Source organism: Acidovorax sp. M2(2025) (genome assembly GCF_049330835.1).
Classification (GTDB): domain Bacteria; phylum Pseudomonadota; class Gammaproteobacteria; order Burkholderiales; family Burkholderiaceae_C; genus Acidovorax.
Genome location: NZ_CP186262.1, coordinates 2,352,290 through 2,377,867, shown reverse-complemented (window position 1 = coordinate 2,377,867; position 25,578 = coordinate 2,352,290). Strand labels below are relative to the sequence as shown.

General features: G+C 68.1%; 24 protein-coding genes. 13 read left to right on the top strand and 11 right to left on the bottom strand.

Annotation, left to right across the window (positions count from 1 at the left end):
* Positions 1–22 precede the first annotated feature (22 nt).
* The 5 genes from gltX to folC form a co-directional block, all read right to left on the bottom strand.
* Positions 23–1,441 carry a glutamate--tRNA ligase gene (gene gltX, locus ACOYR3_RS11025; RefSeq protein ID WP_422846458.1) on the bottom strand — a complete coding sequence of 473 codons (1,419 nt, stop codon included), beginning with the start codon at positions 1,439–1,441 and terminating at the stop codon, positions 23–25.
* A gap of 99 nt (positions 1,442–1,540) precedes the next feature.
* Positions 1,541–3,046 (bottom strand): amidophosphoribosyltransferase, encoded by a 1,506-nt coding sequence (purF, locus tag ACOYR3_RS11020; protein WP_291487522.1) that lies wholly within the window; start codon positions 3,044–3,046, stop codon positions 1,541–1,543.
* Between the two features lie 78 nt (positions 3,047–3,124).
* Entirely contained in the window at positions 3,125–3,613 is a 489-nt protein-coding gene (locus ACOYR3_RS11015) for a CvpA family protein (RefSeq protein ID WP_422846573.1), read from the bottom strand.
* Between the two features lie 29 nt (positions 3,614–3,642).
* A complete protein-coding gene (locus ACOYR3_RS11010; protein WP_422846457.1) occupies positions 3,643–4,542 on the bottom strand; it encodes an SPOR domain-containing protein in 900 nt (299 codons plus the stop codon).
* Between the two features lie 33 nt (positions 4,543–4,575).
* Positions 4,576–5,901, bottom strand: coding sequence for a bifunctional tetrahydrofolate synthase/dihydrofolate synthase (gene folC, locus ACOYR3_RS11005; protein WP_422846456.1), 1,326 nt, complete (start codon positions 5,899–5,901; stop codon positions 4,576–4,578).
* 48 nt (positions 5,902–5,949) lie between these two features.
* On the opposite strand from folC, the gene ACOYR3_RS11000 reads away from it, so the two are divergent.
* The 4 genes from ACOYR3_RS11000 (at position 5,950) to argG (ending at position 9,000) form a co-directional block, all read left to right on the top strand.
* Positions 5,950–6,342, top strand: coding sequence for an ArsC family reductase (locus ACOYR3_RS11000; RefSeq protein WP_422846455.1), 393 nt, complete (start codon positions 5,950–5,952; stop codon positions 6,340–6,342).
* Between the two features lie 135 nt (positions 6,343–6,477).
* On the top strand, positions 6,478–7,125 hold the full coding sequence (locus tag ACOYR3_RS10995) for a glycine zipper 2TM domain-containing protein (RefSeq protein WP_422846454.1): 648 nt from the start codon (positions 6,478–6,480) through the stop codon (positions 7,123–7,125).
* Positions 7,126–7,290: 165 nt separating this feature from the next.
* Positions 7,291–7,608, top strand: coding sequence for a pyrimidine/purine nucleoside phosphorylase (locus ACOYR3_RS10990; RefSeq protein ID WP_422846453.1), 318 nt, complete (start codon positions 7,291–7,293; stop codon positions 7,606–7,608).
* Positions 7,609–7,653: 45 nt separating this feature from the next.
* A complete protein-coding gene (gene argG / locus ACOYR3_RS10985; RefSeq protein WP_422846452.1) occupies positions 7,654–9,000 on the top strand; it encodes an argininosuccinate synthase in 1,347 nt (448 codons plus the stop codon).
* Between the two features lie 133 nt (positions 9,001–9,133).
* Here the strand turns inward: argG and ACOYR3_RS10980 are convergent, their stop codons facing one another.
* Complete coding sequence (locus tag ACOYR3_RS10980; protein ID WP_422846451.1) at positions 9,134–9,802, bottom strand: 7-cyano-7-deazaguanine/7-aminomethyl-7-deazaguanine transporter; 669 nt, start codon at positions 9,800–9,802, stop codon at positions 9,134–9,136.
* Positions 9,803–9,982: 180 nt separating this feature from the next.
* Complete coding sequence (gene murB, locus ACOYR3_RS10975) at positions 9,983–11,056, bottom strand: UDP-N-acetylmuramate dehydrogenase (protein WP_422846450.1); 1,074 nt, start codon at positions 11,054–11,056, stop codon at positions 9,983–9,985.
* Positions 11,057–11,131: 75 nt separating this feature from the next.
* Between murB and ACOYR3_RS10970 the strand changes: the two genes are divergently transcribed.
* From ACOYR3_RS10970 to ACOYR3_RS10960, 3 genes are all read left to right on the top strand, one after another.
* A complete protein-coding gene (locus ACOYR3_RS10970) occupies positions 11,132–11,617 on the top strand; it encodes a YajQ family cyclic di-GMP-binding protein (RefSeq protein WP_422846449.1) in 486 nt (161 codons plus the stop codon).
* 105 nt (positions 11,618–11,722) lie between these two features.
* A complete protein-coding gene (locus ACOYR3_RS10965) occupies positions 11,723–12,424 on the top strand; it encodes a retropepsin-like aspartic protease family protein (RefSeq protein WP_422846448.1) in 702 nt (233 codons plus the stop codon).
* A gap of 13 nt (positions 12,425–12,437) precedes the next feature.
* Positions 12,438–13,466 (top strand): HD-GYP domain-containing protein, encoded by a 1,029-nt coding sequence (locus ACOYR3_RS10960; protein WP_422846447.1) that lies wholly within the window; start codon positions 12,438–12,440, stop codon positions 13,464–13,466.
* A 92-nt stretch (positions 13,467–13,558) separates the two neighbouring features.
* Here the strand turns inward: ACOYR3_RS10960 and plsY are convergent, their stop codons facing one another.
* From plsY to ACOYR3_RS10945, 3 genes are all read right to left on the bottom strand, one after another.
* Positions 13,559–14,224 (bottom strand): glycerol-3-phosphate 1-O-acyltransferase PlsY, encoded by a 666-nt coding sequence (gene plsY, locus ACOYR3_RS10955; RefSeq protein ID WP_422846446.1) that lies wholly within the window; start codon positions 14,222–14,224, stop codon positions 13,559–13,561.
* A 54-nt stretch (positions 14,225–14,278) separates the two neighbouring features.
* The gene (gene ybaK, locus ACOYR3_RS10950; protein ID WP_422846445.1) at positions 14,279–14,770 is read right to left on the bottom strand and encodes a Cys-tRNA(Pro) deacylase; all 492 of its coding nucleotides are present in this window, start codon (positions 14,768–14,770) and stop codon (positions 14,279–14,281) included.
* A 98-nt stretch (positions 14,771–14,868) separates the two neighbouring features.
* Positions 14,869–15,819 carry a LysR family transcriptional regulator gene (locus tag ACOYR3_RS10945; RefSeq protein WP_422846444.1) on the bottom strand — a complete coding sequence of 317 codons (951 nt, stop codon included), beginning with the start codon at positions 15,817–15,819 and terminating at the stop codon, positions 14,869–14,871.
* A gap of 182 nt (positions 15,820–16,001) precedes the next feature.
* Here ACOYR3_RS10945 and ACOYR3_RS10940 point away from each other — a divergent pair, with 182 nt between their 5' ends.
* Positions 16,002–16,997 (top strand): Bug family tripartite tricarboxylate transporter substrate binding protein, encoded by a 996-nt coding sequence (locus ACOYR3_RS10940; protein ID WP_422846443.1) that lies wholly within the window; start codon positions 16,002–16,004, stop codon positions 16,995–16,997.
* Between the two features lie 51 nt (positions 16,998–17,048).
* Positions 17,049–18,470 (top strand): M20 family metallopeptidase, encoded by a 1,422-nt coding sequence (locus tag ACOYR3_RS10935; protein ID WP_422846442.1) that lies wholly within the window; start codon positions 17,049–17,051, stop codon positions 18,468–18,470.
* A 144-nt stretch (positions 18,471–18,614) separates the two neighbouring features.
* On the opposite strand, the gene ACOYR3_RS10930 is transcribed toward ACOYR3_RS10935, so the two are convergent.
* Positions 18,615–19,676, bottom strand: coding sequence for an aldo/keto reductase (locus ACOYR3_RS10930; protein WP_422846441.1), 1,062 nt, complete (start codon positions 19,674–19,676; stop codon positions 18,615–18,617).
* A gap of 233 nt (positions 19,677–19,909) precedes the next feature.
* On the opposite strand from ACOYR3_RS10930, the gene ACOYR3_RS10925 reads away from it, so the two are divergent.
* The 4 genes from ACOYR3_RS10925 to pepN all read left to right on the top strand — a co-directional run bounded on the left by ACOYR3_RS10925 (position 19,910) and on the right by pepN (position 25,560).
* Positions 19,910–20,818: an alpha/beta fold hydrolase gene (locus ACOYR3_RS10925; RefSeq protein WP_422846440.1), complete on the top strand. Its 909-nt coding sequence runs from the start codon at positions 19,910–19,912 to the stop codon at positions 20,816–20,818.
* A gap of 204 nt (positions 20,819–21,022) precedes the next feature.
* Positions 21,023–22,127, top strand: a protein-coding gene (gene prfB, locus ACOYR3_RS10920; RefSeq protein WP_291487692.1) for a peptide chain release factor 2 whose coding sequence is annotated in 2 segments (ribosomal slippage) — positions 21,023–21,103 and positions 21,105–22,127 — 1,104 coding nt in all. Because the reading frame shifts where the segments join, the coding sequence is not laid out codon by codon here.
* Between the two features lie 3 nt (positions 22,128–22,130).
* On the top strand, positions 22,131–22,811 hold the full coding sequence (locus ACOYR3_RS10915; RefSeq protein WP_422846439.1) for an HAD family hydrolase: 681 nt from the start codon (positions 22,131–22,133) through the stop codon (positions 22,809–22,811).
* Positions 22,795–25,560, top strand: a complete 2,766-nt coding sequence (pepN, locus tag ACOYR3_RS10910) for an aminopeptidase N (protein WP_422846438.1) — start codon at positions 22,795–22,797, stop codon at positions 25,558–25,560. Before ACOYR3_RS10915 ends, pepN begins: the two co-directional genes overlap by 17 nt.
* The last annotated feature ends 18 nt before the right edge of the window (positions 25,561–25,578 follow it).

Below are 25,578 nucleotides of genomic sequence, written 5' to 3'. Positions count from 1 at the left end.
GCCTTGAATTATAGACAGATTTTTAGCGGTTTCGCAAACGCGCTACAACTTTTTCGCGTCCGACCAATTCAAGCACCGCATCCACCGAGGGCGTGTGCGCTGTACCCACGGTCAGAACGCGTGCCGGCATGGCCAGTTGCGGCATCTTCAGGCCGTGCTGGGCCAGCACCTGCTTGAAGGCCGCGGTGATGGACGCCTTGTCCCATGCGCAGGCGGCCAGGGCATCGGCCAGGGCGTCGAGGGCAGGCGCCACGGCTTCCGTGACATGCTGGGCACGCTCGGCCTCCACGGGCGTGACGTCGCCATAGAACACATGGGCCCAATCGGCCAGCGCAACCGTGGTGTCGCAGCGGTCCTTGAACAAGGCGCAGATCTTCACCAGGCGGCCATCGGCCAGGGCATCCTGCGCCACACCCCGTTGCAGCAGTTGCGGCGCCACCAGCGCGGCGAGCGCATCATCGGCCATGGCCTTGAGGTGCTGCGCATTCACCCACCGCAGCTTCGCTTCGTCGAACTGCGCCGCACTGCGGCCCAGGTGATCGAGGTTGAACCACTGCAGGAACTGCTCCCGGCTGAAGATCTCGTCGTCGCCATGGCTCCAGCCCAGGCGCGCCAGGTAGTTGACCATGGCGTCGGGCAGGAACCCTTCGTCGCGGTACTGCGTGACGGGCTTGGCGCCGTTGCGCTTGCTCATCTTCTCGCCCTGTTCGTTGAGCACGGTAGGCAGGTGGGCAAATACGGGCACCTGGGCGCCCAGAGCCTCGAAGATGTGAATCTGGCGCGGCGTGTTGTTCACATGGTCGTCGCCGCGGATCACATGGGTGATGCGCATGTCCATGTCGTCCACGCAGACGCAGAAGTTGTAGGTCGGCGTACCGTCGGGGCGCGCGATCACCAGGTCGTCCAGCTCGCTGTTCTGGAATTCGATGCGGCCCTTGCACTTGTCATCCCAGCCCACGACGCCGCCCTGGGGCGTCTTGAAGCGCAGCACGGGCTTCACGCCCTCGGGAACGGGCGGCAGCACCTTGCCGGGTTCGGGGCGCCACGTGCCGTCATAGCGCGGCTTTTCCTTGTTGGCCATCTGGCGCTCGCGCAGGGCGTCCAGTTCTTCCACGCTCATGTAGCAGGGATAGACGTGGCCTTTCTCCTGCAGCTGGGACAGGACCTCCTTGTAGCGGTCCATGCGCTGCATCTGGTAGAACGGGCCTTCGTCGTGGTCCAGCTCCAGCCACTTCATGCCCTCCAGGATCACATCCACCGCCGCCTGGCTGGAACGCTCGATGTCGGTGTCCTCGATGCGCAGGATGAAGTCGCCTCCCGTGGCCCGGGCGTAGGCCCAGGGGTAGAGGGCCGAACGAATGTTACCCAGGTGGATGAAGCCGGTGGGCGACGGGGCAAAACGGGTGCGCACGCGGGCGGAAGAAGCAGTGGTGTCAGTCATGATCAAGCAAGTCCGGCCCCGGTGGGGCCAGTGTCAGGGGTCTATCGATCCGCAGGGCCGTTCACACAGGGCGGCCCGCAGTCTTGTCCAGGGAAGGTACTAGGCCTCTTGCGCGTTTGGCAAGGCCAGGCGGGAAGTGTCTTCCTCGCCCTCTTCCGTTCCCACGCGCCCTTCGTTCATGCTCGCAATCCCTTCGGCGGTGATGTCTCCGGTCACATAGATGCCGTCGAAGCAGGACGCATCAAAGCCGGTGATGGCGCTGTTGAGTGCGCCCACGGCCTTCTTCATGCCATCCACATCCTGGTAGATCAGCGCATCGCAGCCAATGGCCTGGCGCACTTCTTCCACGGTCCGGCCGTGGGCCACCAGCTCACTGCTGGTGGGCATATCGATGCCATAGACGTTGGGATAGCGCACCGGGGGCGCGGCGCTGGCCAGGTAGACCTTGCGGGCGCCGGCGTCGCGGGCCATCTGCACGATCTCGCGGCTGGTGGTGCCCCGCACGATGGAGTCATCCACCAGCAGCACGTTGCGGCCCTTGAATTCGCTGCCGATCACATTGAGCTTCTGGCGCACGGATTTCTTGCGCACGCCCTGCCCCGGCATGATGAAGGTACGGCCCACGTAGCGGTTCTTGACGAAACCTTCGCGGTACGGGATGCCCAGCAGGTGCGCCAGCTGCGTGGCGCTCGGGCGGCTGGACTCGGGGATGGGGATGATCACGTCGATCTCGTTGGGCGGCACGGTGGAGATCACGCGCTTGGCCAGCGCCTCGCCCAGGTTCAGGCGCGCCTGGTACACGGAAATGCCATCCAGCACGGAGTCCGGGCGCGCAAGGTACACGAACTCGAAGATGCAGGGGTTGAGTTGCGGCTTCTCGGCACACTGGGCCGAATGGACCTTGCCGTCCAGCGTAATGAAGACGGCCTCCCCGGGGTCCACGTTGCGCTCGAACACATGGGACGTCCCTTCCAGGGCCACGGACTCGCTGCCGACCATGACGGTGCCGTCCTGGCCCCGGCCCAGCGCCAACGGACGGATACCGTGCGGGTCGCGGAAGGCCAGCAGGCCGTGGCCGGCGATCAGGGCGATCACGGCGTAGGAGCCCTTGATGCGCTTGTGCACGGCGCGGACGGCGGCAAACACGTCCTCCACCTGCAGCGGCACGCCCCGGGTGGCGCGCTCCAGTTCGTGCGCCAGCACGTTGAGCAGCACCTCGGAATCGCTCTCGGTATTGGTGTGGCGGTGATCGGTCTGGAAGAGCTCAGTGCGCAGTTCGCGGGCATTGGTCAGGTTGCCGTTGTGCACCAGCACGATGCCGAAAGGCGCGTTCACGTAGAAGGGCTGCGCCTCCTCCTCGCTGTACGCGTTGCCGGCGGTGGGATAACGCACCTGCCCCAGCCCCACGTTGCCGGGCAGCGCCCGCATGTTGCGCGTACGGAATACGTCGCGCACCATGCCCTTGGCCTTGTGCATGAAAAACTTGCGCCCTTGCTGGGTCACGATGCCCGCTGCGTCCTGGCCGCGGTGCTGCAGGAGCAGCAAGGCGTCATAGATCAGCTGATTGACGGGCGCTGTGCTGACGACGCCGACGATTCCACACATAGTTGATTTCCATCCGTTTGCGGGAACAGCCCCGCGGCAACCCGATGGCCGCGGCTTCCGGCCACGGCCACTTCGCTTTCAGGAAGGCAGATGCCTTCCAAATTCGTCCGGCAACGCCGGTTTCAAGCCCCGGAGCACCCCGGCCAGTACCGGCGCGCTTTGCGACTCCTGCCACCAGTCGGCCTCGTGCAGGGGCGTCAGGCCAGCCACCACGGCCACCGCCAGCAGCAGCACCACGCCCCGCAGCAGCCCGAAGGCGGCGCCCAAGGCCCTGTCCGCGGGCCGCAGGCCGATGGCCTCGACCATCTTCTTGGCCACCCAGGTCAGAAACCCGCAGGCAAACACCGCGCCGACAAACACCAGCGTGAACCCCGCCGCATAGCGCAGCGCCGCAGCCGAATTCCCCATCGGCAGCACGGCCGCCATGTCGTCGGCAAACCACTGCGCCACAAAGAACGAGACCACCCAGCCAAGCAAGGACAGCACTTCAAACACCAGTCCGCGCCACGCCCCGATGAGCATCGACGCCAGCAGCAGGCCGGCAAAAATCCAGTCCAGGGCGGTCATCACTGCGCGAAGCCCTCACGCGGCGCACGTCACAGCGTCAGCACAGAAGCAGAGAGGCCCAGCCCCTTGATCCGGGCGGCGGCCTTGTCCGCCTCGGCCCGGTTGGTAAACGGCCCCACGCGCACCCGCGTGCGCTTGCCGTCCTTGGTATCCGCCACCTGGGTATAAGTCTTCAACCCTGCACGCTCGACCTTGGTGCGGGCCTCCCGCGCCTTGTCGGCATCGGCAAACGCCCCGACCTGCACGATGAAGCGGCCCTCCTCGCCCTGGGCGCTGGCGCCCGCGGACTCGGTGGAGCGCCCCTCGAGCAGGGCGCGGGCGCGCGCCGCTTCGTCCGTGCGGGGCGCGGGCTTGGGCTCGGCGGGTGTCGGTGCGGGCTTGGGCTCAGGCTTGTGTTCCGGCTTGGCCTCGGGCTTCGATTCCGGCTTCGATTCCGGCTTCGATTCCGGCTTGTGTTCTGGCTTTGGCTCGGGCTTTGCTTCAGGCCTGGACGGCGCCTGGGCCGCTGGCCGCGGCGCCGCGGGGCGTTGGCTGGGCACCAGCTCCTCGCCCTCGGAGAGCCCGTTTGCGGCACCGGCACCGGTGCTGCGCGGCGCCGTCGCAGCCACCTGGGACGGCGCGGGGGATGCGGGCTTGGCCGACGCGGGAGCCTCTGCCACCGGGGCGGGCACCACGAGCGGGGCCACCTTGTTGCGGTCGGGAATCTCGATGGGGATGTCGACGGGCACCGGCCGCGGCTGCGTGTCGAACAGCATCGGGAAGCCGATCACCCCCAGCAGCACCAGCACGGCCGCCCCAATGAGGCGATGGCGCGCACGCCGGCGCATCACCTCAATGCTCTCGCCCTGCGGCGAGCGAGGGCGTTTGGCAGGCTTTTCGGCCTGGGGTTGCTCACTCTGACCGGGCCACCGAAACTTGAAAAATGCCATGGAGTAACGACTCGTTCGGGCCTCAGAACCTGCCTAATGGCCCAGATGTTTGGCCTGCAGGCGGGGTGTTCCGTGGAGCAGCACACCGCCGACTGTGTAAAACGAGCCAAAGACCACGATTCTATCAGCCGGGTCTGCGGCAGCCACGGCAGCCTGCAAGGCCTCCAGGGGGTCGGCATGCAGCGAGGAGTGCACCTCCCGCCGCCCGCCCGCAACCATCTGCACCGCGTTCCATTTCTGCTGCAGAACGGCGGCCGTTTCGGCCCGCGGGGTCGGCAGGTTGGTGAAATACCAGCGGTCCACCAGGGGCCCCACCTTGGCGAGCATCGGGCCCAGGTCCTTGTCGGCCATGGCCCCGAACACCGCGTGGGTGGTGGGGAAGTACCCCATGGCGTCCAGGTTGGCCGTGAGCGCCGCCACGGAATGGGGGTTGTGCGCCACGTCCAGCACCAGCGTGGGCTGGCCGGGGATGATCTGGAAGCGCCCGGGCAGTTCCACCAGCGCCAGCCCGTTGCGCACCGCCTGGGCGGTGACGGGAACCCGGTCGCGCAGCGCTTCCAGCGCCGCCAGCACGCCAGAAGCGTTGATCAGCTGATTGGCCCCGCGCAGGGACGGATAGGCCAGCCCCGCGTAGCGGCGCCCCCGCCCTGCCCAGCTCCACTGCTGCTTGTCGCCGGCAAAGTTGAAATCCTTGCCAAAGCGCCAGAGATCGGCGCCGATTTCGCGGGCGTGGTCGACCACACTCTCGGGCGCCATGGGGTCGCTCACGATCACGGGACGGCCGGTGCGCATGATCCCGGCCTTCTCCCGGCCGATGCTCTCGCGGTCCGGCCCCAGGAATTCGGTGTGGTCGATGTCGATGCTGGTGATGATGGCGCAGTCCGCGTCGATGACGTTGGTGGCGTCCAGGCGCCCCCCCAGCCCCACCTCCAGAACGGCCAGGTCCAGGCGGGCATGGCTCATCAGCCGCAGGATGGCCAGCGTGGTGAACTCGAAGTAGGTCAGCGACACATCGTCACCCTGGAGCGTCCTCGCGGCTTCCACGGCCTCGAAGTGGGGGACCAGATCCGCCGCCGCCACACTCTCGCCATGCACCCGGCAGCGCTCTTCGAAATGCACCAAGTGGGGCGAGGTGTACACGCCCGTGCGGTAGCCCGCCTGCAGGGCCACGGCCTCCAGCATGGCGCAGGTGGACCCCTTGCCGTTGGTGCCGGCCACGGTGATCACCGGGCAGTCAAAGCGCAGGGCCATCCGGCGGGCCACTTCGCGGACGCGGTCCAGCCCCATGTCGATGTTGCGGGGATGCAGCTGTTCGCAGTGGCGAAGCCAGCCTTCCAGGGTGTGGATTTTGGTGTGCATACAGCCCTGGATTGTCACCGAGGCCGCGCTTCGCGCATGATGCGCGGCATGACAACCTCACGCCACATCACCCTCTACGGCATTCCCAACTGCGACACCGTCAAGAAAGCCCGCACGTGGTTCGCCGCGCAGGGGCTGGACTTCACCTTTCACGACTTCAAGAAGCAGGGCGTGCCCGCCGAGCTGCTGCCCGGCTGGATGGCCGCCGTGGGCTGGGAAAAGCTGGTCAACCGCCAGGGCACCACCTGGCGCAAGCTGGACGCGGCCACCCAGGCCGCCGTGCAGGACGCTCAAAGCGCCAGCGCGCTCCTGCAGGCGCAGCCGAGCGTGATCAAGCGCCCCGTGGTGGCCTGGGCCCAGGCGGGGCAGAACCATGTTTCGGTGGGCTACGTGCCGGACCAGTGGCTGGCCTGGATGGGGCCAGCGCGCCCGGGCGCGTGAATTCTTGCGGCAAAGCGCGGAGATATTGCACAAATCTTTACGCAGCTTTACGGCCTCCCCTCGCCCAATTCACCCGGCCGGTCTAAACTTTTTTGCAGTCTGGTGCGTTATGTACCGACCGAAAGGAGTCTCTCCATGAAGAAGATCGTGATTTTTTCTGCCCTGGTGGCCGTGGCCGCCGTGGCCAGCGCCCAGGAGCAAGGGCGCGTGCTGTCCGCCACCCCCGTCGTGCAGCAGGTAGCCGTTCCCCAGCAGGTGTGCGGCAACGAGACGGTGTACTCCGGCAACCGCACCTCGGGCGCAGGTGCCGTGATGGGCGCGATTGCCGGCGGTGCTGCGGGCAACGCCATTGGCAAGGGCAGCGGCCGGGCCGCGGCCACCGCCCTGGGGGTGATTGGCGGTGCCGTGCTGGGCAACCAGATCGAGGGAGGCCAGCCCGAGTACCAGAACGTGCAGCGCTGCACCACCCAGACCTACTATGAGAACCGCACGGTGGGCTACGACGTGGTGTATGAATACGCCGGGCGCCAGTACACCACCCGCACGCAAACCGATCCGGGCCGCTGGATCCCGGTGAGCGTGCAGGCAACGGAGCCGGCCTACTCCACCAACCCCTACGCCCCTTCCGGCGTGTACAGCCAGCCCGGCGTGGTGACCTCCCCCTACCCGGCGCAGCCGGTGTACCAGCAGCCCACGTACGTCACGCCCCCGGTCACGGTGATCGAGTACGGCTACGACCGGCGCCCGTACTACCCGCCCCACCACAACCCGTACTGGCGCTGAGCGATCGCGCGCCGCCCCACGAAAAAGGAGCCCTCGGGCTCCTTTTTTTGTGCTTCGGCGCTGCCGCGCGCCGGTTTGCCCCGCAAGACCCCGCCCACGTGCAGTCCGGCAAGACCCCCTTGCCCCTAAAATCCCGGGTTTTTCCTCTACCTATCCAGCGCACCCATGACCACCGAAAAAATCGACGGCGTGTCCGTCACCACCCAGGCCAATGTGTACTTTGACGGCAAGTGCGTGAGCCACGGCATCACGTTCCCCGATGGCACGAAGAAGTCGGTGGGCGTGGTGCTGCCCTCCAGCCTGACCTTCAACACCGGAGCCCCCGAGATCATGGAATGCGTGGGCGGCGCCTGCGAATACAAGCTGGCAGGCTCGGACACCTGGGTGAAATCCGGCCCGGGCGACAAGTTCAGCGTGCCCGGCAATTCCAAGTTCGACATCCGCGTGACCGAGGCCTACCACTACATCTGCCATTTCGGCTGATCTGGCTCAGCGCAATCCACCAGAGCAAACCACGGACACCTGCACATGGCCACCATTCTCCAAAACCTGCCCACCGGCCAAAAGGTCGGCATCGCCTTCTCGGGCGGCCTCGACACCAGCGCAGCCCTGCACTGGATGAAGCTCAAGGGCGCCGTGCCCTACGCCTACACCGCCAACCTCGGCCAGCCTGACGAGCCCGACTACGACGCCATCCCCCGCAAGGCCATGGAATACGGCGCCGAGAAGGCCCGCCTGGTGGACTGCCGCACGCAGCTGGCCCACGAAGGCATTGCCGCCCTGCAGGCCGGCGCCTTCCACATCAGCACCGGCGGCCTGACCTACTTCAACACCACGCCGCTGGGCCGCGCCGTCACGGGCACGATGCTGGTGGCCGCCATGAAGGAAGACGACGTCAACATCTGGGGCGACGGCTCGACCTTCAAGGGCAACGACATCGAGCGCTTCTACCGCTACGGCCTGCTCACCAACCCCTCGCTCAAGATCTACAAGCCCTGGCTGGACCAGCTGTTCATCGACGAGCTGGGCGGCCGCGCCGAGATGTCCGCGTTCATGACCAAGGCCGGCTTTGGCTACAAGATGAGCGCCGAGAAGGCCTACAGCACCGACAGCAACATGCTGGGCGCCACGCACGAGGCCAAGGACCTGGAGTTCCTATCCAGCGGCATCCGCATCGTCAACCCCATCATGGGCGTGGCCTTCTGGAAGCCTGAAGTGGACGTGAAGGCCGAGGAAGTGTCCGTGACCTTCAGCGAAGGCCAGCCCGTGGCGCTGAACGGCAAGGAGTTCAACGACCCGGTCGAGCTGATCCTGGAAGCCAACCGCATCGGCGGCCGCCATGGCCTGGGCATGAGCGACCAGATCGAGAACCGCATCATCGAAGCCAAGAGCCGCGGCATCTACGAAGCCCCCGGCCTGGCTCTGCTGCACATCGCCTACGAGCGGCTGGTCACCGGCATCCACAACGAAGACACCATCGAGCAGTACCGCATGAACGGCCTCAAGCTGGGCCGCCTGCTGTACCAGGGCCGCTGGTTCGACCCGCAGGCCATCATGCTGCGCGAGACCGCCCAGCGCTGGGTGGCCCGCGCCGTGACCGGCACGGTGACGCTGGAGCTGCGCCGCGGCAACGACTATTCGCTGCTGAACACCGAATCGCCCAACCTGACCTACGCGCCCGAGCGCCTGTCGATGGAAAAGGTGGAAGACGCGCCCTTCAGCCCCGCCGACCGCATCGGCCAGCTCACCATGCGCAACCTGGACATCTCGGACACCCGCGGCAAGCTGGGCGTGTACGCCAAGGCCGGCCTGCTGTCGCTGGGCGGCAATGCAGCCCTGGCGCAACTGGAAGACGGCGCCAACGCCAAGAAATAAGCAAAAAAAGGCAAAAAATGGCTCTAGCGCTTGCCTAGCAAGCGCCAGCAGCTATTAAAAAATGAGCAAACCGCCCGGCTTTCCAGCACGGGCGGTTTTTTATTGGGCCGCCAGCCCGGGGTTCCCTGCCGTGTCAGGCGGCGGCCGGTGCGGCGTCGCGCCGCGCCAGGGTGCGCACGATGGCGGCCAGTGCCACGCCGTAGGCCGGCACGAACAGCAGCAGGCTCACGCCCAGCTTGATGGCGTAGTCCACCCAGGCAATCTCTACCCAGTGCGCGGCCATGAAGGCGTCGGGACTGCGCCAGAACGCGATGGCGAAGAAGGCTGCCGTGTCCAGCGCCTGGCCGAACACCGATGCGGCCGCGGGTGCCAGCCACCACGCCTGGCTGCGCTGGCGGATGCGGTCAAACACCTGGATGTCGAGCAACTGCCCCAGCACGTAGGCGGCAAAGCTCGCAAACGCGATGCGGAAGACGAAGGTGTTGAACTCCGCCAGCGCCGCCCAGCCGTTGAAGCGGCCGTCGTGGAACAGCACGCCCACCGCGTACGACGCCAGCAGCGCAGGCACCATGGCGCGGGTGATGACGCGGCGTGCGTGCTGCTTGCCGATCAGCCGCACCGTGAGGTCCGTGGCCAGGAAGATGAACGGGAAGCTGAACGCCCCCCAGGTGCTGTGAAAACCCAGCAGCGTGATGGGCAGCTGGACCAGGTAGTTGCTGGCGATGACGATGGCGATGTGCAGCGCCACCAGAACGGAGAGGAAAAGCGGCACACGCGAGGGCGTGGCCTGAGAGAAAGGCATGGTGGTCCTTTTTGGTGAATGGGGGCGAGGGAACCCATGGTGGCGAAATGCCGGGGGCGAAGTGTACCCACTTTGCAAAAGGCCCGGGCTGGCGGTGGCGGCCGCAGCACGGGACTTTAGAAGGAAAATCAGCCTCCAGCGCCCACGCAGCAAGCGCCAGCAGCTATCAAAAAAAGAGCTTCAAACCACCACCGGCTCGGGCTCCAGCCGGATACCGAAGCGCTCGTACACGCTGGTCTGGATCGCTTTGGCGAGCGTCATCACCTCGCCCCCCGTCACGCTGTCGGCGCCGCAGCCGCGGTTGACCAGCACCAGGGCCTGCTTTTCGTACACGCCCGCCTTGCCGATGGTCTTGCCCTTCCAGCCGCAGGCGTCGATCAGCCAGCCGGCCGCGAGCTTGATGCTGCCGTCGGGCATCGGGTAGTGCACGATCTTGGGGTCGCGCGCGATGATGTCCGAGCATTGCTCCGGCGAAACCGTGGGGTTCTTGAAGAAGCTGCCGGCGTTGCCCAGCACGGCGGGATCGGGCAGCTTGGCCCGGCGGATCTCGCACACCCAGTCGAAGATCTGCTGCGCGCTGGGCTGCTCCACGCCCGCCTCCACGCGGCGGCGCTCCAGGTCCAGATACCCCAGCACCGGCTTCCACGGCTTTGGCAGCCGAAAACGCACGTGCGTGATGACCGCCCGCCCGCCCAGCCCCATGCCGCGCGGCAGGCCCTGCGGGCCGAGGGCGTCGGACGGGCTGTGCTTGAACACGGAGTCCCGGTAGCCGAAGCCGCATTGCGCGGCATCCAGCGTGAAGGGCTGGCCGGTGACCAAATCGATGGCATCGAGCGAATCGAAACGGTCCTGCAGCTCCACCCCATAGGCGCCGATGTTCTGCACCGGCGAGGCACCCACCGTGCCCGGAATCAGCGCCAGGTTCTCCAGCCCGGGAAAGCCCTGCTCCAGGGTCCAGGCCACGCAGTCGTGCCACACCTCGCCCGCCCCCGCCTCCACGATCCAGGCCTTGGAGGTTTCCTCCACCAGCCTGCGGCCCTTGATCTCCATTTTGAGCACCACGGGCTTCACGTCGCCCGTGAGCACGATGTTGCTGCCGCCGCCCAGCACGAACTTGGGTTGCGGGGCCAGCGCGGCATCGGCCAGCACGGCATGCACGTCGGCCGCGGAACGCACGCGCACGAGCGTGTGCGCGCGGGCCGCGATGCCAAAGGTGTTCCAGGGCTGCAAAGGGGCGTTTTTCTCGACTACCATTGGCCCGATTGTCGCACCCGGCCCCCCGGCGCCCCGCGACGCATCCCCCCAGAATCCCCGAGATAAGAGACCGCCATGCCATCTTTTGACACCGTCTGCGAAGCCAACCTGGTTGAAGTGAAGAATGCCGTGGAAAACACGGCCAAGGAAATCGGCACGCGCTTTGACTTCAAGGGCACCTCCGCAGCCATCGAGATCAAGGAGCGCGAGATCACGCTCTTCGGCGATGCCGACTTCCAGCTCCAGCAGGTGGAGGACATCCTGCGCAACAAGCTCACCAAGCGCAACGTGGACGTGCGCTTCCTGGACGTGGGCAAGCCCCAGAAGATGGGGGGCGACAAGGTCAAGCAGGTGGTGAAGGTGCGCAACGGCATCGAAAGCGAGCTGGCCAAGAAGATTCAGAAGCTGCTCAAGGAAAGCAAGCTCAAGGTCCAGGGCGCCATCCAGGAAGACAAGGTCCGCGTGAGCGGTGCCAAGCGCGACGACCTGCAGGCCGCCATGGCCCTGATCCGCAAGGACGTGACCGACGTGCCCCTGTCGTTCGACAACTTCCGGGACTAGGGCATGCGGCACCTCCCTGAGGCGCTTCGCTCGCGCTTTGCGCGGGAAGGGGGACGACGCCAGCGCGGCGGGGCGGCCCTTGCGCGGCGCCTGCTGGCCTGGGCAATGCCCGTATCAACGGGAGAGCGCTCCACGGCGCAGTGCTGTGAGCCCCGGAAAACCCGGTCCCTCCTCGCGCTTGCTCCCCTGCTGGCCACGCTCTGCCTGGCCCCTTGCGACGCCTTCGCCCAGTCGGTGGGCATTGCCGGCATGCTGGGCAGCAAGGCGCTGCTGGTGGTGGACGCGCATCCGCCCCGGGCGCTGGGCGCCGGAGACGAGTTCCAGGGTGTCAAGGTGCTGTCCGTCGGCAAGGACGAGGCCGTGGTCGAGGTCAAGGGCGCGCAGCGCCTGCTGCGCCTGGGCGAGGCCCCCGTCAGCGTGGGCAGCCGCGGCGGCAGCGGCAAGCGCGTGGTGCTGGTGGCGGACAGCCGCGGGCACTTCATCAACAGCGGCACCATCAACGGCCGGGTCATGCAGTACATGGTGGACACCGGCGCGTCCACGGTGGCCATTGGCCGGCCCGACGCCGACCGCATGGGGCTGGACTACCAGAAGGGCCAGCCCGTGCGCATGAGCACGGCCAACGGCGTGGCCCAGGGCTGGCGCATGCGGCTGGACTCGGTGCGCATTGGCGACGTGGAAGTCCTGGGAGTGGACGCCGTGGTCACCCCGCAATCCATGCCCTACGTGCTGCTGGGCAACAGCTTCCTGACGGCGTTCCAGATGACCCGGGTCAACGACCAGATGGTGCTGGAAAAGCGCAACTGAGGCATTTTTTCGCATGCACGCCCATCTGTCTGCCCACGCCCCCGCGGGCTCCGTCCCGGAAGGGGAGTACGAAGACCTGCTGAGCCTGTGGGCCGATCTGGAGGCCGGCCTGTCGGTGCTGCTGTCCCGCCCCCTGCAGGTGCAGGACTTCCCGGCGAAAGTGCGCCAGTTCGACGGCTGGCTGCAAGACCTGGTGGCGCACGACATCGACGCCGCGCTGTACCTCATGTTCCAGCTGGCCGCCACGTCGACCGTGGGCTACAGCGCCTCGCACGCGCTGGTGTGCGGCACCCTGTGCCATATCCTGGCCCACGAGCTGCAGCTGCCCGCGCACGAGCGCGACAGCCTGGTGCGCGCCGCGCTGACCATGAACATCGGCATGACCGCCCTGCAGGACGAACTGGCCGAACAGCGCGAGCGGCCCTCCGCAGCCCAGCAGGAAGCCATCCGCAACCACCCCGAGGAAAGCCAGGCGCTGCTGGAGCGCCTGTTCATCAGCGATCCGCTGTGGCTCGACGTGGTGGGCCAGCACCATGCCGCCGTGGCCGACCGCGTGCCCCTGGCCAGCCAGCCGCCGCAGGACCGCCTCACGCGCATCCTGGGCACCATCGACCGCTACGCCGCCATGATCAGCCCGCGCAAATCGCGCGCGGGCCGCAGTGCCACGGACTCCGTGCGCGCGCTGGTCGGGCAGGAAACAGACCAGCGCGACGAGGTGAGCTACACCCTGGTGCGCTCGGTGGGCCTGTGTCCGCCCGGGACCTTCGTGAAGCTGGACAACGGGGAGACCGCCATCGTGCTGCGGCGCAGCGAAAAGGCCAACCACCCGCTGGTGGCCAGCCTGCTGGACCGGCACGGGCACCACCACGCGCAGCCGAGCCTGTACCAGACGGCCACCGGCAAGCCCCGCATCCAGTCCGCCCTGGCGCGCTCCGCGGTGAGCCTGGAGCTCAACCACCGCACCATGGTGCGGCTGGGCCTGTACGCCGCGCAGCACAGCGCGGGCCTGCGCGGGCTGCTGACGGGCCCCGGCGCGCTGTGATGGCACTGTAATGGCGCTCTGACGGGACCGGCGGCACACCCTGCGCCCGCAGCCCCCGCGGCGGCTTTGCCGCCACACTGCCCTTGCCGGGCTTACTTGGCGGGCTTGCCGCCGTCCTTGGCGGCCGCGGCCTTCTTGCTGCCCAGGCGCGACTCCTTGCCCTGCACCAGCCGACCGATGTTTTCCCGGTGCCGCCAGGCCAGCAGCAGCGCCATGACCACGATGGCCGCCGCGATGGGCGTCTCGGCATTCCAGGCCACTCCGTCCACCAGCAGGTAGTACACCGGCGCAAAGGCCGCCGCCACCAGCGATGCCAGCGACGAGTACCGGAAGAAGAACGCGATGATGAGCCACGTGGCGGCCGTGGCCAGCCCCAGCCAGACGCTGATGCCCAGCAGCACGCCCAGGGCGGTGGCCACCCCCTTGCCCCCCTCGAAGCGGAAGAACACGGGCCACAGATGGCCGAGGAATGCGGCCAGCCCCACCAGGGCCACGGTGCCCTCGCCCAGCCCGTAGGGCTTGCCCCACCAGGCCACCAGCGCAACCGGCAACCAGCCCTTGAGGGCGTCCAGCACCAGCGTGACGATGGCCGCGGCCTTGCTGCCCGAACGCAGCACATTGGTCGCGCCCGGGTTCTTGCTGCCGTAGGTGCGGGGGTCCGAGAGGCCCATCACGCGGGTCACGATCACGGCAAACGAGAGCGATCCCAGCAGGTAGGCGGCCACGGTGGCCAGGAGGGAATACACGACGGCGGTCAAAAGGGACTCCTTGGGGATGTTCTTGGGGCGCCGGCAGGTCGGCGGCGCGGCGGCCTATTCTGCCAGCGCGCAGTGCACCGGCCGGGCGTCCAGCAGCTGCACGCACACCTGGGGATCGATCTGCACCAGATAGCCCCGGCGCCCGCCATTGATGGCAATGCGCGGCAGTTGCAGGATGGTGTCCTCGATATACACCGGCATGGCGCGCCGGGTGCCGAACGGCGACGTGCCGCCCACCAGGTAGCCGCTGTGTCGGTTGGCCACCTCGGGCTTGCAGGGCTCCACGCTCTTGGCCCCGATCTGGCGCGCCAGGTTCTTGGTGGACACCTTGCAGTCGCCGTGCATCAGCACGATCAGGGGCTTGGCATCCTGGTCCTGCATGACCAGCGTCTTGACCACGGTGTGCTCGTCAAGCCCCAGCTGGCGCGCGGATTCGCCGGTGCCGCCGTGCTCGACGTAGTCGTAGGGATGTTCGGTAAACGCCACGCCGTGCCTCTTGAGCATTTGCGTGGCGGGGGTTTCGGAAACGTGCTCTTTCTTGGCCATAGGGTGGCGGTGGAGGCGGTGGTTGCGGCGGCGGGTGCGGCGGTGTTGCGACAGTGTTGCAAAGGGTCCAGGGCGCAATGGTATCGGCAGGGCCGCCGTCAGCCGGCGGCCGGCCGCCGGCGCCCGCCCACCTTGCGCTTGCCGTACCGCTCGATGGCCGCGACCAGCGCCTGCGCAAACTGCTGCACCAGCGGCGAGGGCTCGCGGCCTTCCAGGCCCAGGACCTGCAGGCGCCGCTGCTGCAGCTGGGGCTCGTCAAACGCCAGGGCCACCAGGGTCCCGCCCTCCACCCCCGGGGCCGCCGTGAGGTAGCTGGCCAGCACCACGTCCCGCTCGCCCAGCAGGGGCAGCAGGGCCGAGGAAAAGTTGCTCTCCACCGCGGGCGCATAGCGCAGCCCCTGCACCGTGCAGCTCAGGTCGAACAGCCGGCGGCCCGTGGTGCTGACACCGCCCAGCAGCAACGGAAACTCCACCACGTCCGCCACCCGCACCGAACGCCGCCGCGCCAGCGGATGGTGCACCGACACCACCGCATGCACCGGCGCCACGGCGGAATGCAGCACCTGCACGCCCTTTTCCGGCGCCATGCTGTACTTCAGCGCCAGGTCGGCCTCCCCATGCAGCAGCAGGGCCGACACCTCCTCGGGCTCGGCCACCCGCAGGTGCAGGTGCACGCGGGAGTGCTCCGCGCGGAACGCCGCCATCACGCGGGGCAGGAAGCTGGCGGCGAAGCCTTCGGTGCAGGCCACGCGCACCTGCTGGGCCTGCTGCTCCGCCAGGTCCTGCAACTGCTGCACCAGGCCCAGCGCCTGCCCCTCCTGCGCGCTCAGGTGCGCCAGCAGGCGGGCTCCCGCCGCCGTCAGCGCCATGCCGCGCGCCTGGCGCTCGAACAGCGCAACGCCCAAGGCGTCCTCCAGCTTGCCCAGCTGCCGGCTGACGGCCGAGGCCGCCACATGCTGGCGCTGCGCGGCCTGGTTGACGGAGCCCGTGCGCGCCACCTCCAGAAAGTAGCGCAGCGGCAAGCTGAACAACGAAAAATGGGCGGCCATGGGCATTGCCTCCAATGCAACGGAAGATTGCCAATTCTCTATGAATGAGAACGCAACGCGGCGCTCCAGCAGCGCGATTTTGGGCTTCAATAAAAGCTACGCCGTGCCGCCGCTGCCGGCCAGCTCCGGCTCAGGCCCCGGCTGTGCAGCGCCTCCACGGCCTTTGAACAGGAGATCCGCCCATGAAACGCAACCACTTCCTGGCCCTGGGGGCCGCCGCCTGCGCCGTCCTGCTGTCCGGCGCCGGGCCCGCGCAGGCTCAGGGCGCGGGCGCCGCCCACTGGCCCCAGCGCACCGTCAAGCTGGTGGTGCCGTTTCCGCCCGGCGGAGGCACCGACGCCGTCGCCCGTGCCCTGGCGCAGCAGCTGGCCCAGCGCCTGGGCCAGCCCACCGTGGTGGACAACAAGCCCGGCGCCTCCACCATCATCGGCACCGACAGCGTGGTCAAGGCCGAGCCGGACGGCCACACGCTGCTGGTGTCCGGCTCGACCAGCTACACCGTGAACGCCGCGCTGCGGCCCAAGCTGCCCTACGACCCGCTCAAGGACCTGGCGCCCGTAGGCATCGTCGCGCGGGCACCGCTGGTGCTGGTGGTGAACGCCAGCGCGCCCTACAAGGACCTCGCCGCGCTGCTGGGCGTGGCCAAGGCCCAGCCCAAAGCCGTCCACTACGCCACGTTCGGCTCGGGCTCGGCACCGCACCTCGTGGGCGCCCTGCTGGAGCAGGCGGCCGGCGTGCGCTTGCAGGACGTGCCGTACCGCGGCAGCGCGCAGGCCATGATCGGGCTGCTGGGCGGCGAGATCCAGTTCGCCATCGACACCGTGGCCAGCGCGGCCCCGCATGTGCGTGCCGGCAAGCTGCGCGCCCTGGCCATTGCAGGCAACGAGCGCGCACGCGCCCTGCCCGGCGTGCCCACGGTGGTGGAGCTGCAACTGCCGGGCGCCGCGTTCGACGGCTGGTACGCCCTTGCCGCGCCCGCCCGCACGCCCGCGCCAGTGCTGGCCCAGCTCACCAAGGCGGTGGAAGCCAGCCTGCGCGAGCCCCACCTGCAGGAGCAGATCCGCAACCAGGGGATGGAGCCGGTGTTCATCGGCGCCCAGCGCATGGCCGCCATCATGGACGACGAGATCGGCCGCTACCGCGCGCTGGCCCACCGCGCGCAAATCGTGGTGGACTAAGCCGCCCGGCCGTCCACGCACCACCCCACCCCTTGACTTCCGAGCCCCGCCATGACCCGCGAACAACTCATCGCCGCCGTACAGCGCCATTTCGACCAGGGGCACTACGCCACCGACCTGGCCCGCCGCATTGCCTGGCGCACCGAAAGCGACACCGGCCAGGTGGTGCCCGCGCTGCGCACGTACCTGACCGGCGAAATGGTGCCCAGCCTGCAGGCCCTGGGGTTTGACTGCCAGGTGCTGGACAACCCGGACGCACACGGCGGCCCGCTGCTGCTGGCCCGCCGCGTGGAAGACCCCGCCCTGCCCACCTTGCTCACCTACGGCCATGGCGACGTGGTCAACGGCCAGGAAAGCGCCTGGCGCGAGGGCCTCTCGCCCTGGTCCCTCACGGTGGAGGGGGAGCGCTGGTACGGCCGCGGCACCGCCGACAACAAGGGCCAGCACACGGTGGTGTTCACCGCCCTGGACCAGGCCCTGCTCGCGCGCGGCGGCAAGCTGGGCTACAACGTGACGGTGCTGCTGGAGATGGGCGAAGAAGCCGGCTCGCCCGGCCTGGCCCGCTTTTGCGAGGAGCACCGCGAGGCGCTGCGCGCCGACCTCTTCGTGGCCAGCGACGGCCCGCGCATCAACGTGGAGCGCCCCACCCTCTTCCTGGGGTCGCGCGGCGCCATCAACTTTTCACTCACGGTGCGGGCCCGCGACAAGGCCTACCACTCCGGCAACTGGGGCGGCGTGCTGGCCAACCCGGCCCAGGTGCTCAGCCATGCCCTGGCAAGCCTGGTGGACGCCCACGGGCGCATCCTGGTGCCCCGGCTGCGGCCTGCCAGCGTGCCCGGCAAGCTGCGCGCTGCGCTGCGGGACGTGGCCATCGGCACCGGCGCGGACGACCCCGCCCTGACGCCCGGCTGGGGCGAGCCCGGCCTCACCCCTGCCGAACAGCTGGTGGGCTGGAACACGCTGGAGGTGCTGGCCCTGGGCGCGGGCAACGCGCAGCGGCCGGTGAATGCCATTCCTGCGCAGGCCGTGGCGCACTGCCAGCTGCGCTTTGTGGTGGGCACCGACTGGAAGAACGTCGAGTCCACGCTGCGCCAGCACCTCGACGCCCATGGCTTTGGCATGGTGGAGATCGCGATGGGCATGTTCTGCGGCGCCACCCGGCTGGACCTGGACAACCCCTGGGTGGACTGGACGCTGGCGTCCATGCAGCGCAGCGCCGGCCAGCCGGCCACGCTGCTGCCCAACCTGGCCGGCTCGCTGCCCAACGACATCTTTGCCGACCAGCTGGGGCTGCCCACGCTGTGGATTCCGCATTCCTACCCTGCCTGTGCCCAGCACGCGCCCAACGAGCACCTGCTGGCGCCCGTCGTGCGCGAGGGGCTGGCGGTGATGGCGGGGCTGTTCTGGGATCTGGGCGAACCCACGGGCGTGCCGTGGAAGGAAGGCGCGCTGGCGGCACAAGACGCCCTTTGACGACCTGCAGACCGCGACCAGGTGCGCGCAGCCTGAACAACTGGCGCGACCTGCGCGAGGGCCGCCGCGCAAGGGCCGCCCCGCCGCGCTGGCGGCGTCCCCCCTCAGGGGGGAAGGCGCCGCAGGCGACTCAGGGGGGGCCAATTACAGCGCAGGGTCGCGCACTTCCCAGCGGATGGCGTCGATCGCCTGCAGCACCTCGGGCGGGAGCTGCGTGCCCCAGGCGTCCAGGTCCTCGTCCAGCTGCGCCAGCGACGTCACCCCGATGATGGTGCTGGCCACCTGCCACTTGGTGTAGCAGAACGCCAGCGCCAGCTGCGTGGGCGTGAGGCCGTTGTCACGGGCCAGCTGGTTGTAGCGGCGCGCGGCGGCCAGCGCCTCGGGGCGGCCCCAGCGCTGCTTGCGCACCGATTCATAGCGCGCGATGCGGGCATCTTGCGGGGCGCCCGGCTCGGTGGGGGCGTGCTGGTCGTACTTGCCGGTCAACAGGCCAAAACCCAGGGGCGAATAGGCCAGCAGCGCCACGTTGAGACGGTGGCAGGTTTCGTCCAGGCCGTTTTCCCAGGTGCGGTTGATCAGGCAGTACGGGTTCTGCACCGTGGCCACGCGCGGCAGGCCGTGCTGCTCGGCCAGGCGCACAAATTCGTGCACGCCGTAGGGCGTTTCGTTGGACAGGCCGATGTGGCGCACCTTGCCGGCCTTCACCAGGCCGGCCAGCGCCTCCAGCTGCTCGCGGATGGGCGTTTGCGAGGTCTCCTTGGCGGGGTCGTAGTACAGGTTGCCAAAGGCCGGCACGTGCCGCTCGGGCCAGTGGATCTGGTACAGGTCGATCACGTCCGTCTGCAGGCGGCGCAGGCTGGCATCGCACGAGGCCACGATGTCCGCGGCCGTCATGCCCTTGCCTTCGCGCACCCAGGGCATGCCGCGCGAGGGGCCGGCCACCTTGGTGGCCACCACCAGCTTCTGGCGCGCGCCAGGGTTCTTGGCGAACCAGTTGCCGATGATGGTTTCGGTGGCGCCGTAGGTCTCCGCCCGGGCGGGCACCGCGTACATCTCGGCCGTGTCGATGAAGTTCACGCCGCGCTCCAGCGAACGGCTGAGGATGGCATGCGCATCGGCTTCGCGGACCTGTTCACCGAAGGTCATGGTGCCCAGGCAGATGGGGGTGACGCGCAGGTCGCTGGTGCCAAGTGGAATGGTTTGCATGGGAGGGGGAAAAGGGCTACAAGCGAAAAAGAGACTGCGCAGAATAATGGATTTCCCTGCATCCTGCTGGCCTTGCCCCGTGCCGGAAGAGCCCCGCTGCCTGGCGACGCACCGGGCCGACACCCTGGCGACACAGCACCGCTGCCGATCGGCGGCTGCCGCCTTACCATTCCACACCCTCCAGCCGCCCAGGACTGCGGCACCGCCCCCTTTCGCCGCCCCCCGCGCTACCCATGTACACGCCCCTCAAACCCTCCCGCAGCAGCATGCTGCCCCTGCGCCGCCTGAACTACCACGTCCGCCACTGGGGCCCGGAGCACAGCCCGCTGCCCACGCTGGTGCTGCTGCACGGCTGGATGGACGTGAGCGCGTCCTACCAGTTCACGGTGGACGCTCTGCAGCAGGAGCGGCGCATCATCGCGCCCGACTGGCGCGGCTTTGGCCTCACCTCCCGCACCGAGGCCGACCATTACTTCTTTGCCGATTACCTGGCCGACCTGGACCTGCTGCTGGACCACTACTGCGCGCCCGGCGAGGCGGTGGACCTGGTGGGCCACAGCATGGGCGGCAACATCGCCATGATGTACGCCGGCGTGCGGCCCGAGCGCATCCGCCGCCTGGTCAACCTGGAAGGCTTCGGCCTGCCCGCCACGCGCCCCGCGCAGGCCCCCGGGCGGTACGCCCAGTGGATCGACGAGATCAAGCAGCTGCACCGCGGCGAGATGGCGCTCAAGACCTACGACAGCCAGGCCGGCGTGGCCCAGCGCCTGGTGAAGACCAACCGCCGCCTGACGCAGGACAAGGCCGAGTGGCTGGCGGGCCACTGGGCGCAGGCCAATGCCCAGGGCCAGTGGGAAATCCTGGGCGACCCGGCCCACAAGATCACCAGCGCACAGCTCTACCGCCTGGACGAGGCGCTGGCGCTGTACGAGCGCATCACGGCCCCCGTGCTGGCCGTGGAAGCCAGCGACGACAGCCTGGGCCAGTGGTGGAAAGGCAAGTACCGCCTGGAGGAATACCACGAGCGCCTGACCCGCGTGCCCCAGGCCCGCATTGCCGTGGTCCAGGACGCGGGCCACATGCTGCACCACGACCAGCCCGCTCAGGTGGCGAATCTGATCGAGGAGTTTCTGGCGGGCTGAACGCCGGGCCACAGAGGATTTGAAGCAAAAATCGGCTCCCGCGCTTATGCAGAAAGCGCCAGCAGCTATGTAATTTATAGCAATTGAGCCTCACCCCGCCGGCGCAGCCGTGCCAGACCGCCCCCTTGGGGGCATTGGCGGGACGGTTTTGCATCCCATGAGAAAATCGCGGGTTACTTCATAGAACACGCAGGACAGAACACCATGGACGCAGAACACATCAACCTCATCGGCACCACCCTCGAAGACCTCGCTCAGCGCACGCAAGAGCTACGGAGGTATCTTTGACTTCGATGCCAAATTCGAACGCCTGCGCACGGTAAACGCATCGCTGGAAGACCCTGCGGTCTGGAACGATCCGAAGAAGGCCCAGGAGCTGGGCAAGGAACAAAAGTCGCTCTCCAGCGTGGTCGTCACGCTGGACAAGCTGACGCGCGAGCTGGCCGACAACGCCGAGCTGTACGAGATGAGCAAGGAGGAAGGCGACGAGGCCGGCCTCATGACCATCGAGGCCGAGACCGCCAAGCTGCGCCCGCTCATCGAGGAGCTGGAGTTCCGCCGCATGTTCAGCAACGAGGCCGATCCGCTGAACTGCTTTGTGGACATCCAGGCCGGCGCGGGCGGCACCGAGGCCTGCGACTGGGCCGGCATGCTGCTGCGCCAGTACCTCAAGTACGCCGAACGCAAGGGCTTCAAGGCCACGGTCGAGGATGAAACCCCGGGCGACGTGGCCGGCATCAAGAGCGCCACGATCAAGATCGAGGGCGAATACGCCTACGGCCTGCTGCGCACCGAGACCGGCGTGCACCGCCTGGTGCGCAAGAGCCCGTTCGACAGCTCGGGCGGGCGCCACACCTCGTTTGCATCGCTGTTCGTGTACCCCGAAATCGACGATTCGATCGAGATCAACATCAACCCGGCGGACGTGCGCACCGACACGTTCCGCGCCTCCGGCGCGGGCGGCCAGCACATCAACAAGACCGACTCGGCCGTGCGCCTCACGCACATCCCCACGGGCATCGTGGTGCAGTGCCAGGACGGCCGCAGCCAGCACAGCAACCGCGACGTGGCCTGGCAGCGCCTGCGCAGCCGCCTGTACGACTACGAGCTGCGCAAGCGCCAGGAAGAGCAGCAAAAGCTGGAAGACACCAAGACCGACGTGGGCTGGGGCCACCAGATCCGCTCGTACGTTCTGGACAACAGCCGTATCAAGGACCTGCGCACCAACGTCGAAGTCTCGGCCACGCAAAAGGTGCTGGACGGCGATCTGGACGTGTTCATCGAAGCCTCGCTCAAGCAGGGCGTGTGACCGATGAGGGCCCGCACCGACGCCATCATCTTTGACATGGATGGCACCATGATCGACTCCATGCCCTGGCACGCCCGGGCATGGGTCGAGTTTGCCCGCCGCCATGGCATGGACATCGACGTGCCCGACCTCATGGCGCGCACCACGGGCAAGAACGGCACCGAGTGCATCGTGGAGCTGCTGGGCCGCGCCGTGTCGCAGGACGAGGCCGACGCGCTGACCCACGAGAAGGAAACCATCTACCGCGAGCTCTTCGCCCCCCGCTTCGCCGAAGTGGCGGGGTTTCGCCAGTTCGCGGCGCAGGTGCACTCGCGCGGGCTGAAGGTAGCCGTGGGCACCGCGGGCGACATCGGCAATGTGGAGTTCGCGCTGGGCCACCTGGGCCTCACGCCGGCGCCACTGGCCATCGTGCGCGGCGACGAGGGCCTGCCCGGCAAGCCCCAGCCCGCCATCTTTCTGGAAGCCGCGCGCCGCATCGCGGCCGACCCGGCGCACTGCATCGTCTTTGAAGACGCCCCTTTCGGCATCGAGGCCGCGCGCCGCGCCGGCATGCGCGCCGTGGCCATCTGCACCACTCACACGCCCGAGCAACTGGGCGGGCCGCACGTGGTGGCCGCGGTGCGCGACTACACCGAACTCATGAACACGGACTTTCTGGAGAGCATTCATGTTGCAACTGCATAAAGCGGATGGAAGCGGAGACGGAACAGCCCAGCCTGCGGCCGTCCACCGCGAGGACTACACCGCACCCGCCTACTGGATCGACAGCGTCGAGCTGACCTTCGATCTGGACCCGGCCAAGACCCGCGTGCTCAACCGCATGGTGCTGCGCCGCAACCCGGGCGTGGCCGCACAGCCGCTCAAGCTCGACGGCGACGAACTGAACCTGGCCCGCGTGCTGGTCAACGGCCAGGGCACCTCGTTCAAGATGGAAGGCCAGCGCCTGGTGCTGGAGAACCTGCCCGAGGGCACCGAGCCCTTCGCGCTCGAGATCTTCACCACCTGCTGCCCGGCCAAGAACACGCAGCTCATGGGCCTGTACGTGAGCCAGGGCACCTTCTTCACGCAGTGCGAGGCCGAGGGCTTCCGGCGCATCACCTACTTCCTGGACCGCCCGGACGTGATGGCCAGCTACACCGTCACGCTGCGCGCCGACAAGGCGCAGTACCCCGTGCTGCTCTCCAACGGCAACCTGGTGGACAGCGGCCCGCTGGAAGACGGCCCGAACGGCGCGCGCCACTTCGCCAAGTGGGTGGACCCGCACAAGAAGCCCTGCTACCTGTTCGCCCTGGTGGCGGGCAAGCTGGTGGCGCGCGAGCAGCTCATCAAGAGCCGCTCGGGCGCCAATCACCTGCTGCAGGTCTACGTGCGCCCCGGCGACCTGGGCAAGACCGAGCACGCCATGAACTCGCTGATGTACAGCGTGGCGTGGGACGAGGCCCGCTTCGGCCTGCCGCTGGACCTGGAACGCTTCATGATCGTCGCCACCAGCGACTTCAACATGGGCGCCATGGAGAACAAGGGCCTGAACATCTTCAACACGAAGTACGTGCTGGCCAGCGAAGCCACGGCCACCGACACCGACTTCGCCAACATTGAAAGCGTGGTGGGCCACGAGTACTTCCACAACTGGACGGGCAACCGCGTCACCTGCCGCGACTGGTTCCAGCTGAGCCTGAAGGAAGGCCTCACCGTCTTCCGCGACCAGGAGTTCAGCATGGACCTTGCGGGCAGCCCGTCGGCCCGCGCGGTCAAGCGCATCGAGGACGTGCGCGTACTGCGCACCGCCCAGTTCCCGGAAGACGCCGGCCCCATGGCCCACCCGGTGCGGCCCGACAGCTATGTCGAGATCAACAATTTCTACACCGTCACCATCTACGAAAAGGGTGCGGAAGTGGTGCGCATGCAGCACAACCTGGTGGGCCGCGACGGCTTCGCCAAGGGCATGAAGCTGTACTTCGAGCGCCACGACGGCCAGGCCGTGACCTGTGACGACTTCGTGCAGGCCATTGCGGATGCCAACCCCGCGAGCCCCCTGGCACAGCACCTGCCGCAGTTCAAGCGCTGGTACAGCCAGGCCGGCACGCCCCGCGTGCGCGCCACGGGCGTGTACGACGCGGCCACGCGCTGCTATGCGCTCACGCTGTCGCAAAGCTGCCCGTCCACGCCGGGCCAAAGCGAGAAGCTGCCGTTCGTGATCCCGGTGGAACTGGGCCTGGTGGACGCGGCCACGGGCGCCGCCCTGCCCCTGCACCTGGCGGGCGAAGGCGCCGCCGACGAAGCGGCCGCCACCTCGCGCGTGGTCGTGCTCACGCAGGCGTCGCAGACCCTCACCTTCACGGGCCTGGACGCGGAGCCCGTGCCGTCGCTGCTGCGCGGCTTCAGCGCCCCGGTGGTGCTGGACATCGAATACACCGATGCGCAGCTGCTCACCCTGCTCGCGCACGACACGGACGCCTTCAACCGCTGGGAAGCCGGGCAGCGCCTGGCCCTGCGCACCGCTATCAATGCGATAGCTGCTGGCGCAGACCCAGCAAGCGCTGGAGCCCAGTCTGGCACAAAAATCCTGCCCGAGGCCTTCCTGCAGGCCATGCGCTCGGTGCTGCGCCACCCGGCCCTGGACGCCGCGTTCAAGGAGCTGGTGCTGACGCTGCCTTCCGAGACCTACATCGCCGAGCAGCTGGAGGTGGTGGACCCGCAGCGCATCCATGCCGTGCGCGAAGCCATGCGCAACGAGCTGGCCCTGGGCCTGCAGCCCGACTGGGAATGGGTGTGGGAGCAGAACCAGGACACGGGCGGCTACCGGCCCGACCCCGTTTCCGCAGGGCGCCGCGCCCTGAGCGGCCTGGCGCTGCAGATGCTGTGCATTGCCGCCCAGCACAGCGGCGACCCCGTCTGGCCAGGCAAGGCCTACCAGCGCTTCAAGACGGCCGGCAACATGACGGACCGGTTCAATGCGCTCACGGCGCTGGTGGTCAGCGGCAGCGAGCTGGCGGCCCCCGCGCTGGCACGCTTCCACGCACTGTTCAAGGACGAGCCCCTGGTCATCGACAAGTGGTTCGCGCTGCAGGCCGGCGCACCCGACCGCGGCGGCAACGTGCTGCCCGCCGTGCGCCAGCTGATGCAGCACCCGGACTTCAGCCTCAAGAACCCCAACCGCGCGCGCAGCGTGATCTTCAGCTACTGCAGCGCCAACCCCGGCGCCTACCACCGCGCCGACGCGGCGGGCTATGTGTTCTGGAGCGACCGCGTGCTCGAACTCGACGCCATCAACCCGCAGGTGGCAGCCCGGCTGGCCCGCGCGCTGGACCGCTGGAAGAAGCTGGCCGAACCGTGGCGCAACGCCGCGCGGGAGGCCATTGCCCGTGTCGCGGCCAAGCCCGACCTGTCCAACGACGTGCGCGAGGTGGTAACCCGCGCGCTGGCCGACTGACGGGCCGACCGATTGATT

Excerpts from the sequence above, each read along its gene's own strand:
- ACOYR3_RS10965 (WP_422846448.1), top strand. The coding sequence starts at position 11,723 with ATGCCCGTATCAACGGGAGAGCGCTCCACGGCGCAGTGCTGTGAGCCC.
- argG (WP_422846452.1), top strand. The coding sequence starts at position 7,654 with ATGGCCACCATTCTCCAAAACCTGCCCACCGGCCAAAAGGTCGGCATC.
- ACOYR3_RS11015 (WP_422846573.1), bottom strand. The coding sequence starts at position 3,613 with ATGACCGCCCTGGACTGGATTTTTGCCGGCCTGCTGCTGGCGTCGATG.
- ACOYR3_RS10960 (WP_422846447.1), top strand. The coding sequence starts at position 12,438 with ATGCACGCCCATCTGTCTGCCCACGCCCCCGCGGGCTCCGTCCCGGAA.
- gltX (WP_422846458.1), bottom strand. The coding sequence starts at position 1,441 with ATGACTGACACCACTGCTTCTTCCGCCCGCGTGCGCACCCGTTTTGCC.
- ACOYR3_RS10980 (WP_422846451.1), bottom strand. The coding sequence starts at position 9,802 with ATGCCTTTCTCTCAGGCCACGCCCTCGCGTGTGCCGCTTTTCCTCTCC.
- ACOYR3_RS10935 (WP_422846442.1), top strand. The coding sequence starts at position 17,049 with ATGACCCGCGAACAACTCATCGCCGCCGTACAGCGCCATTTCGACCAG.
- ACOYR3_RS10930 (WP_422846441.1), bottom strand. The coding sequence starts at position 19,676 with ATGCAAACCATTCCACTTGGCACCAGCGACCTGCGCGTCACCCCCATC.
- ybaK (WP_422846445.1), bottom strand. The coding sequence starts at position 14,770 with ATGGCCAAGAAAGAGCACGTTTCCGAAACCCCCGCCACGCAAATGCTC.
- ACOYR3_RS10925 (WP_422846440.1), top strand. The coding sequence starts at position 19,910 with ATGTACACGCCCCTCAAACCCTCCCGCAGCAGCATGCTGCCCCTGCGC.
- ACOYR3_RS10945 (WP_422846444.1), bottom strand. The coding sequence starts at position 15,819 with ATGGCCGCCCATTTTTCGTTGTTCAGCTTGCCGCTGCGCTACTTTCTG.
- ACOYR3_RS10995 (WP_422846454.1), top strand. The coding sequence starts at position 6,478 with ATGAAGAAGATCGTGATTTTTTCTGCCCTGGTGGCCGTGGCCGCCGTG.
- pepN (WP_422846438.1), top strand. The coding sequence starts at position 22,795 with ATGTTGCAACTGCATAAAGCGGATGGAAGCGGAGACGGAACAGCCCAG.
- ACOYR3_RS11010 (WP_422846457.1), bottom strand. The coding sequence starts at position 4,542 with ATGGCATTTTTCAAGTTTCGGTGGCCCGGTCAGAGTGAGCAACCCCAG.
- murB (WP_422846450.1), bottom strand. The coding sequence starts at position 11,056 with ATGGTAGTCGAGAAAAACGCCCCTTTGCAGCCCTGGAACACCTTTGGC.
- ACOYR3_RS10915 (WP_422846439.1), top strand. The coding sequence starts at position 22,131 with ATGAGGGCCCGCACCGACGCCATCATCTTTGACATGGATGGCACCATG.
- ACOYR3_RS11000 (WP_422846455.1), top strand. The coding sequence starts at position 5,950 with ATGACAACCTCACGCCACATCACCCTCTACGGCATTCCCAACTGCGAC.
- ACOYR3_RS10970 (WP_422846449.1), top strand. The coding sequence starts at position 11,132 with ATGCCATCTTTTGACACCGTCTGCGAAGCCAACCTGGTTGAAGTGAAG.
- ACOYR3_RS10990 (WP_422846453.1), top strand. The coding sequence starts at position 7,291 with ATGACCACCGAAAAAATCGACGGCGTGTCCGTCACCACCCAGGCCAAT.
- folC (WP_422846456.1), bottom strand. The coding sequence starts at position 5,901 with ATGCACACCAAAATCCACACCCTGGAAGGCTGGCTTCGCCACTGCGAA.
- purF (WP_291487522.1), bottom strand. The coding sequence starts at position 3,046 with ATGTGTGGAATCGTCGGCGTCGTCAGCACAGCGCCCGTCAATCAGCTG.
- ACOYR3_RS10940 (WP_422846443.1), top strand. The coding sequence starts at position 16,002 with ATGAAACGCAACCACTTCCTGGCCCTGGGGGCCGCCGCCTGCGCCGTC.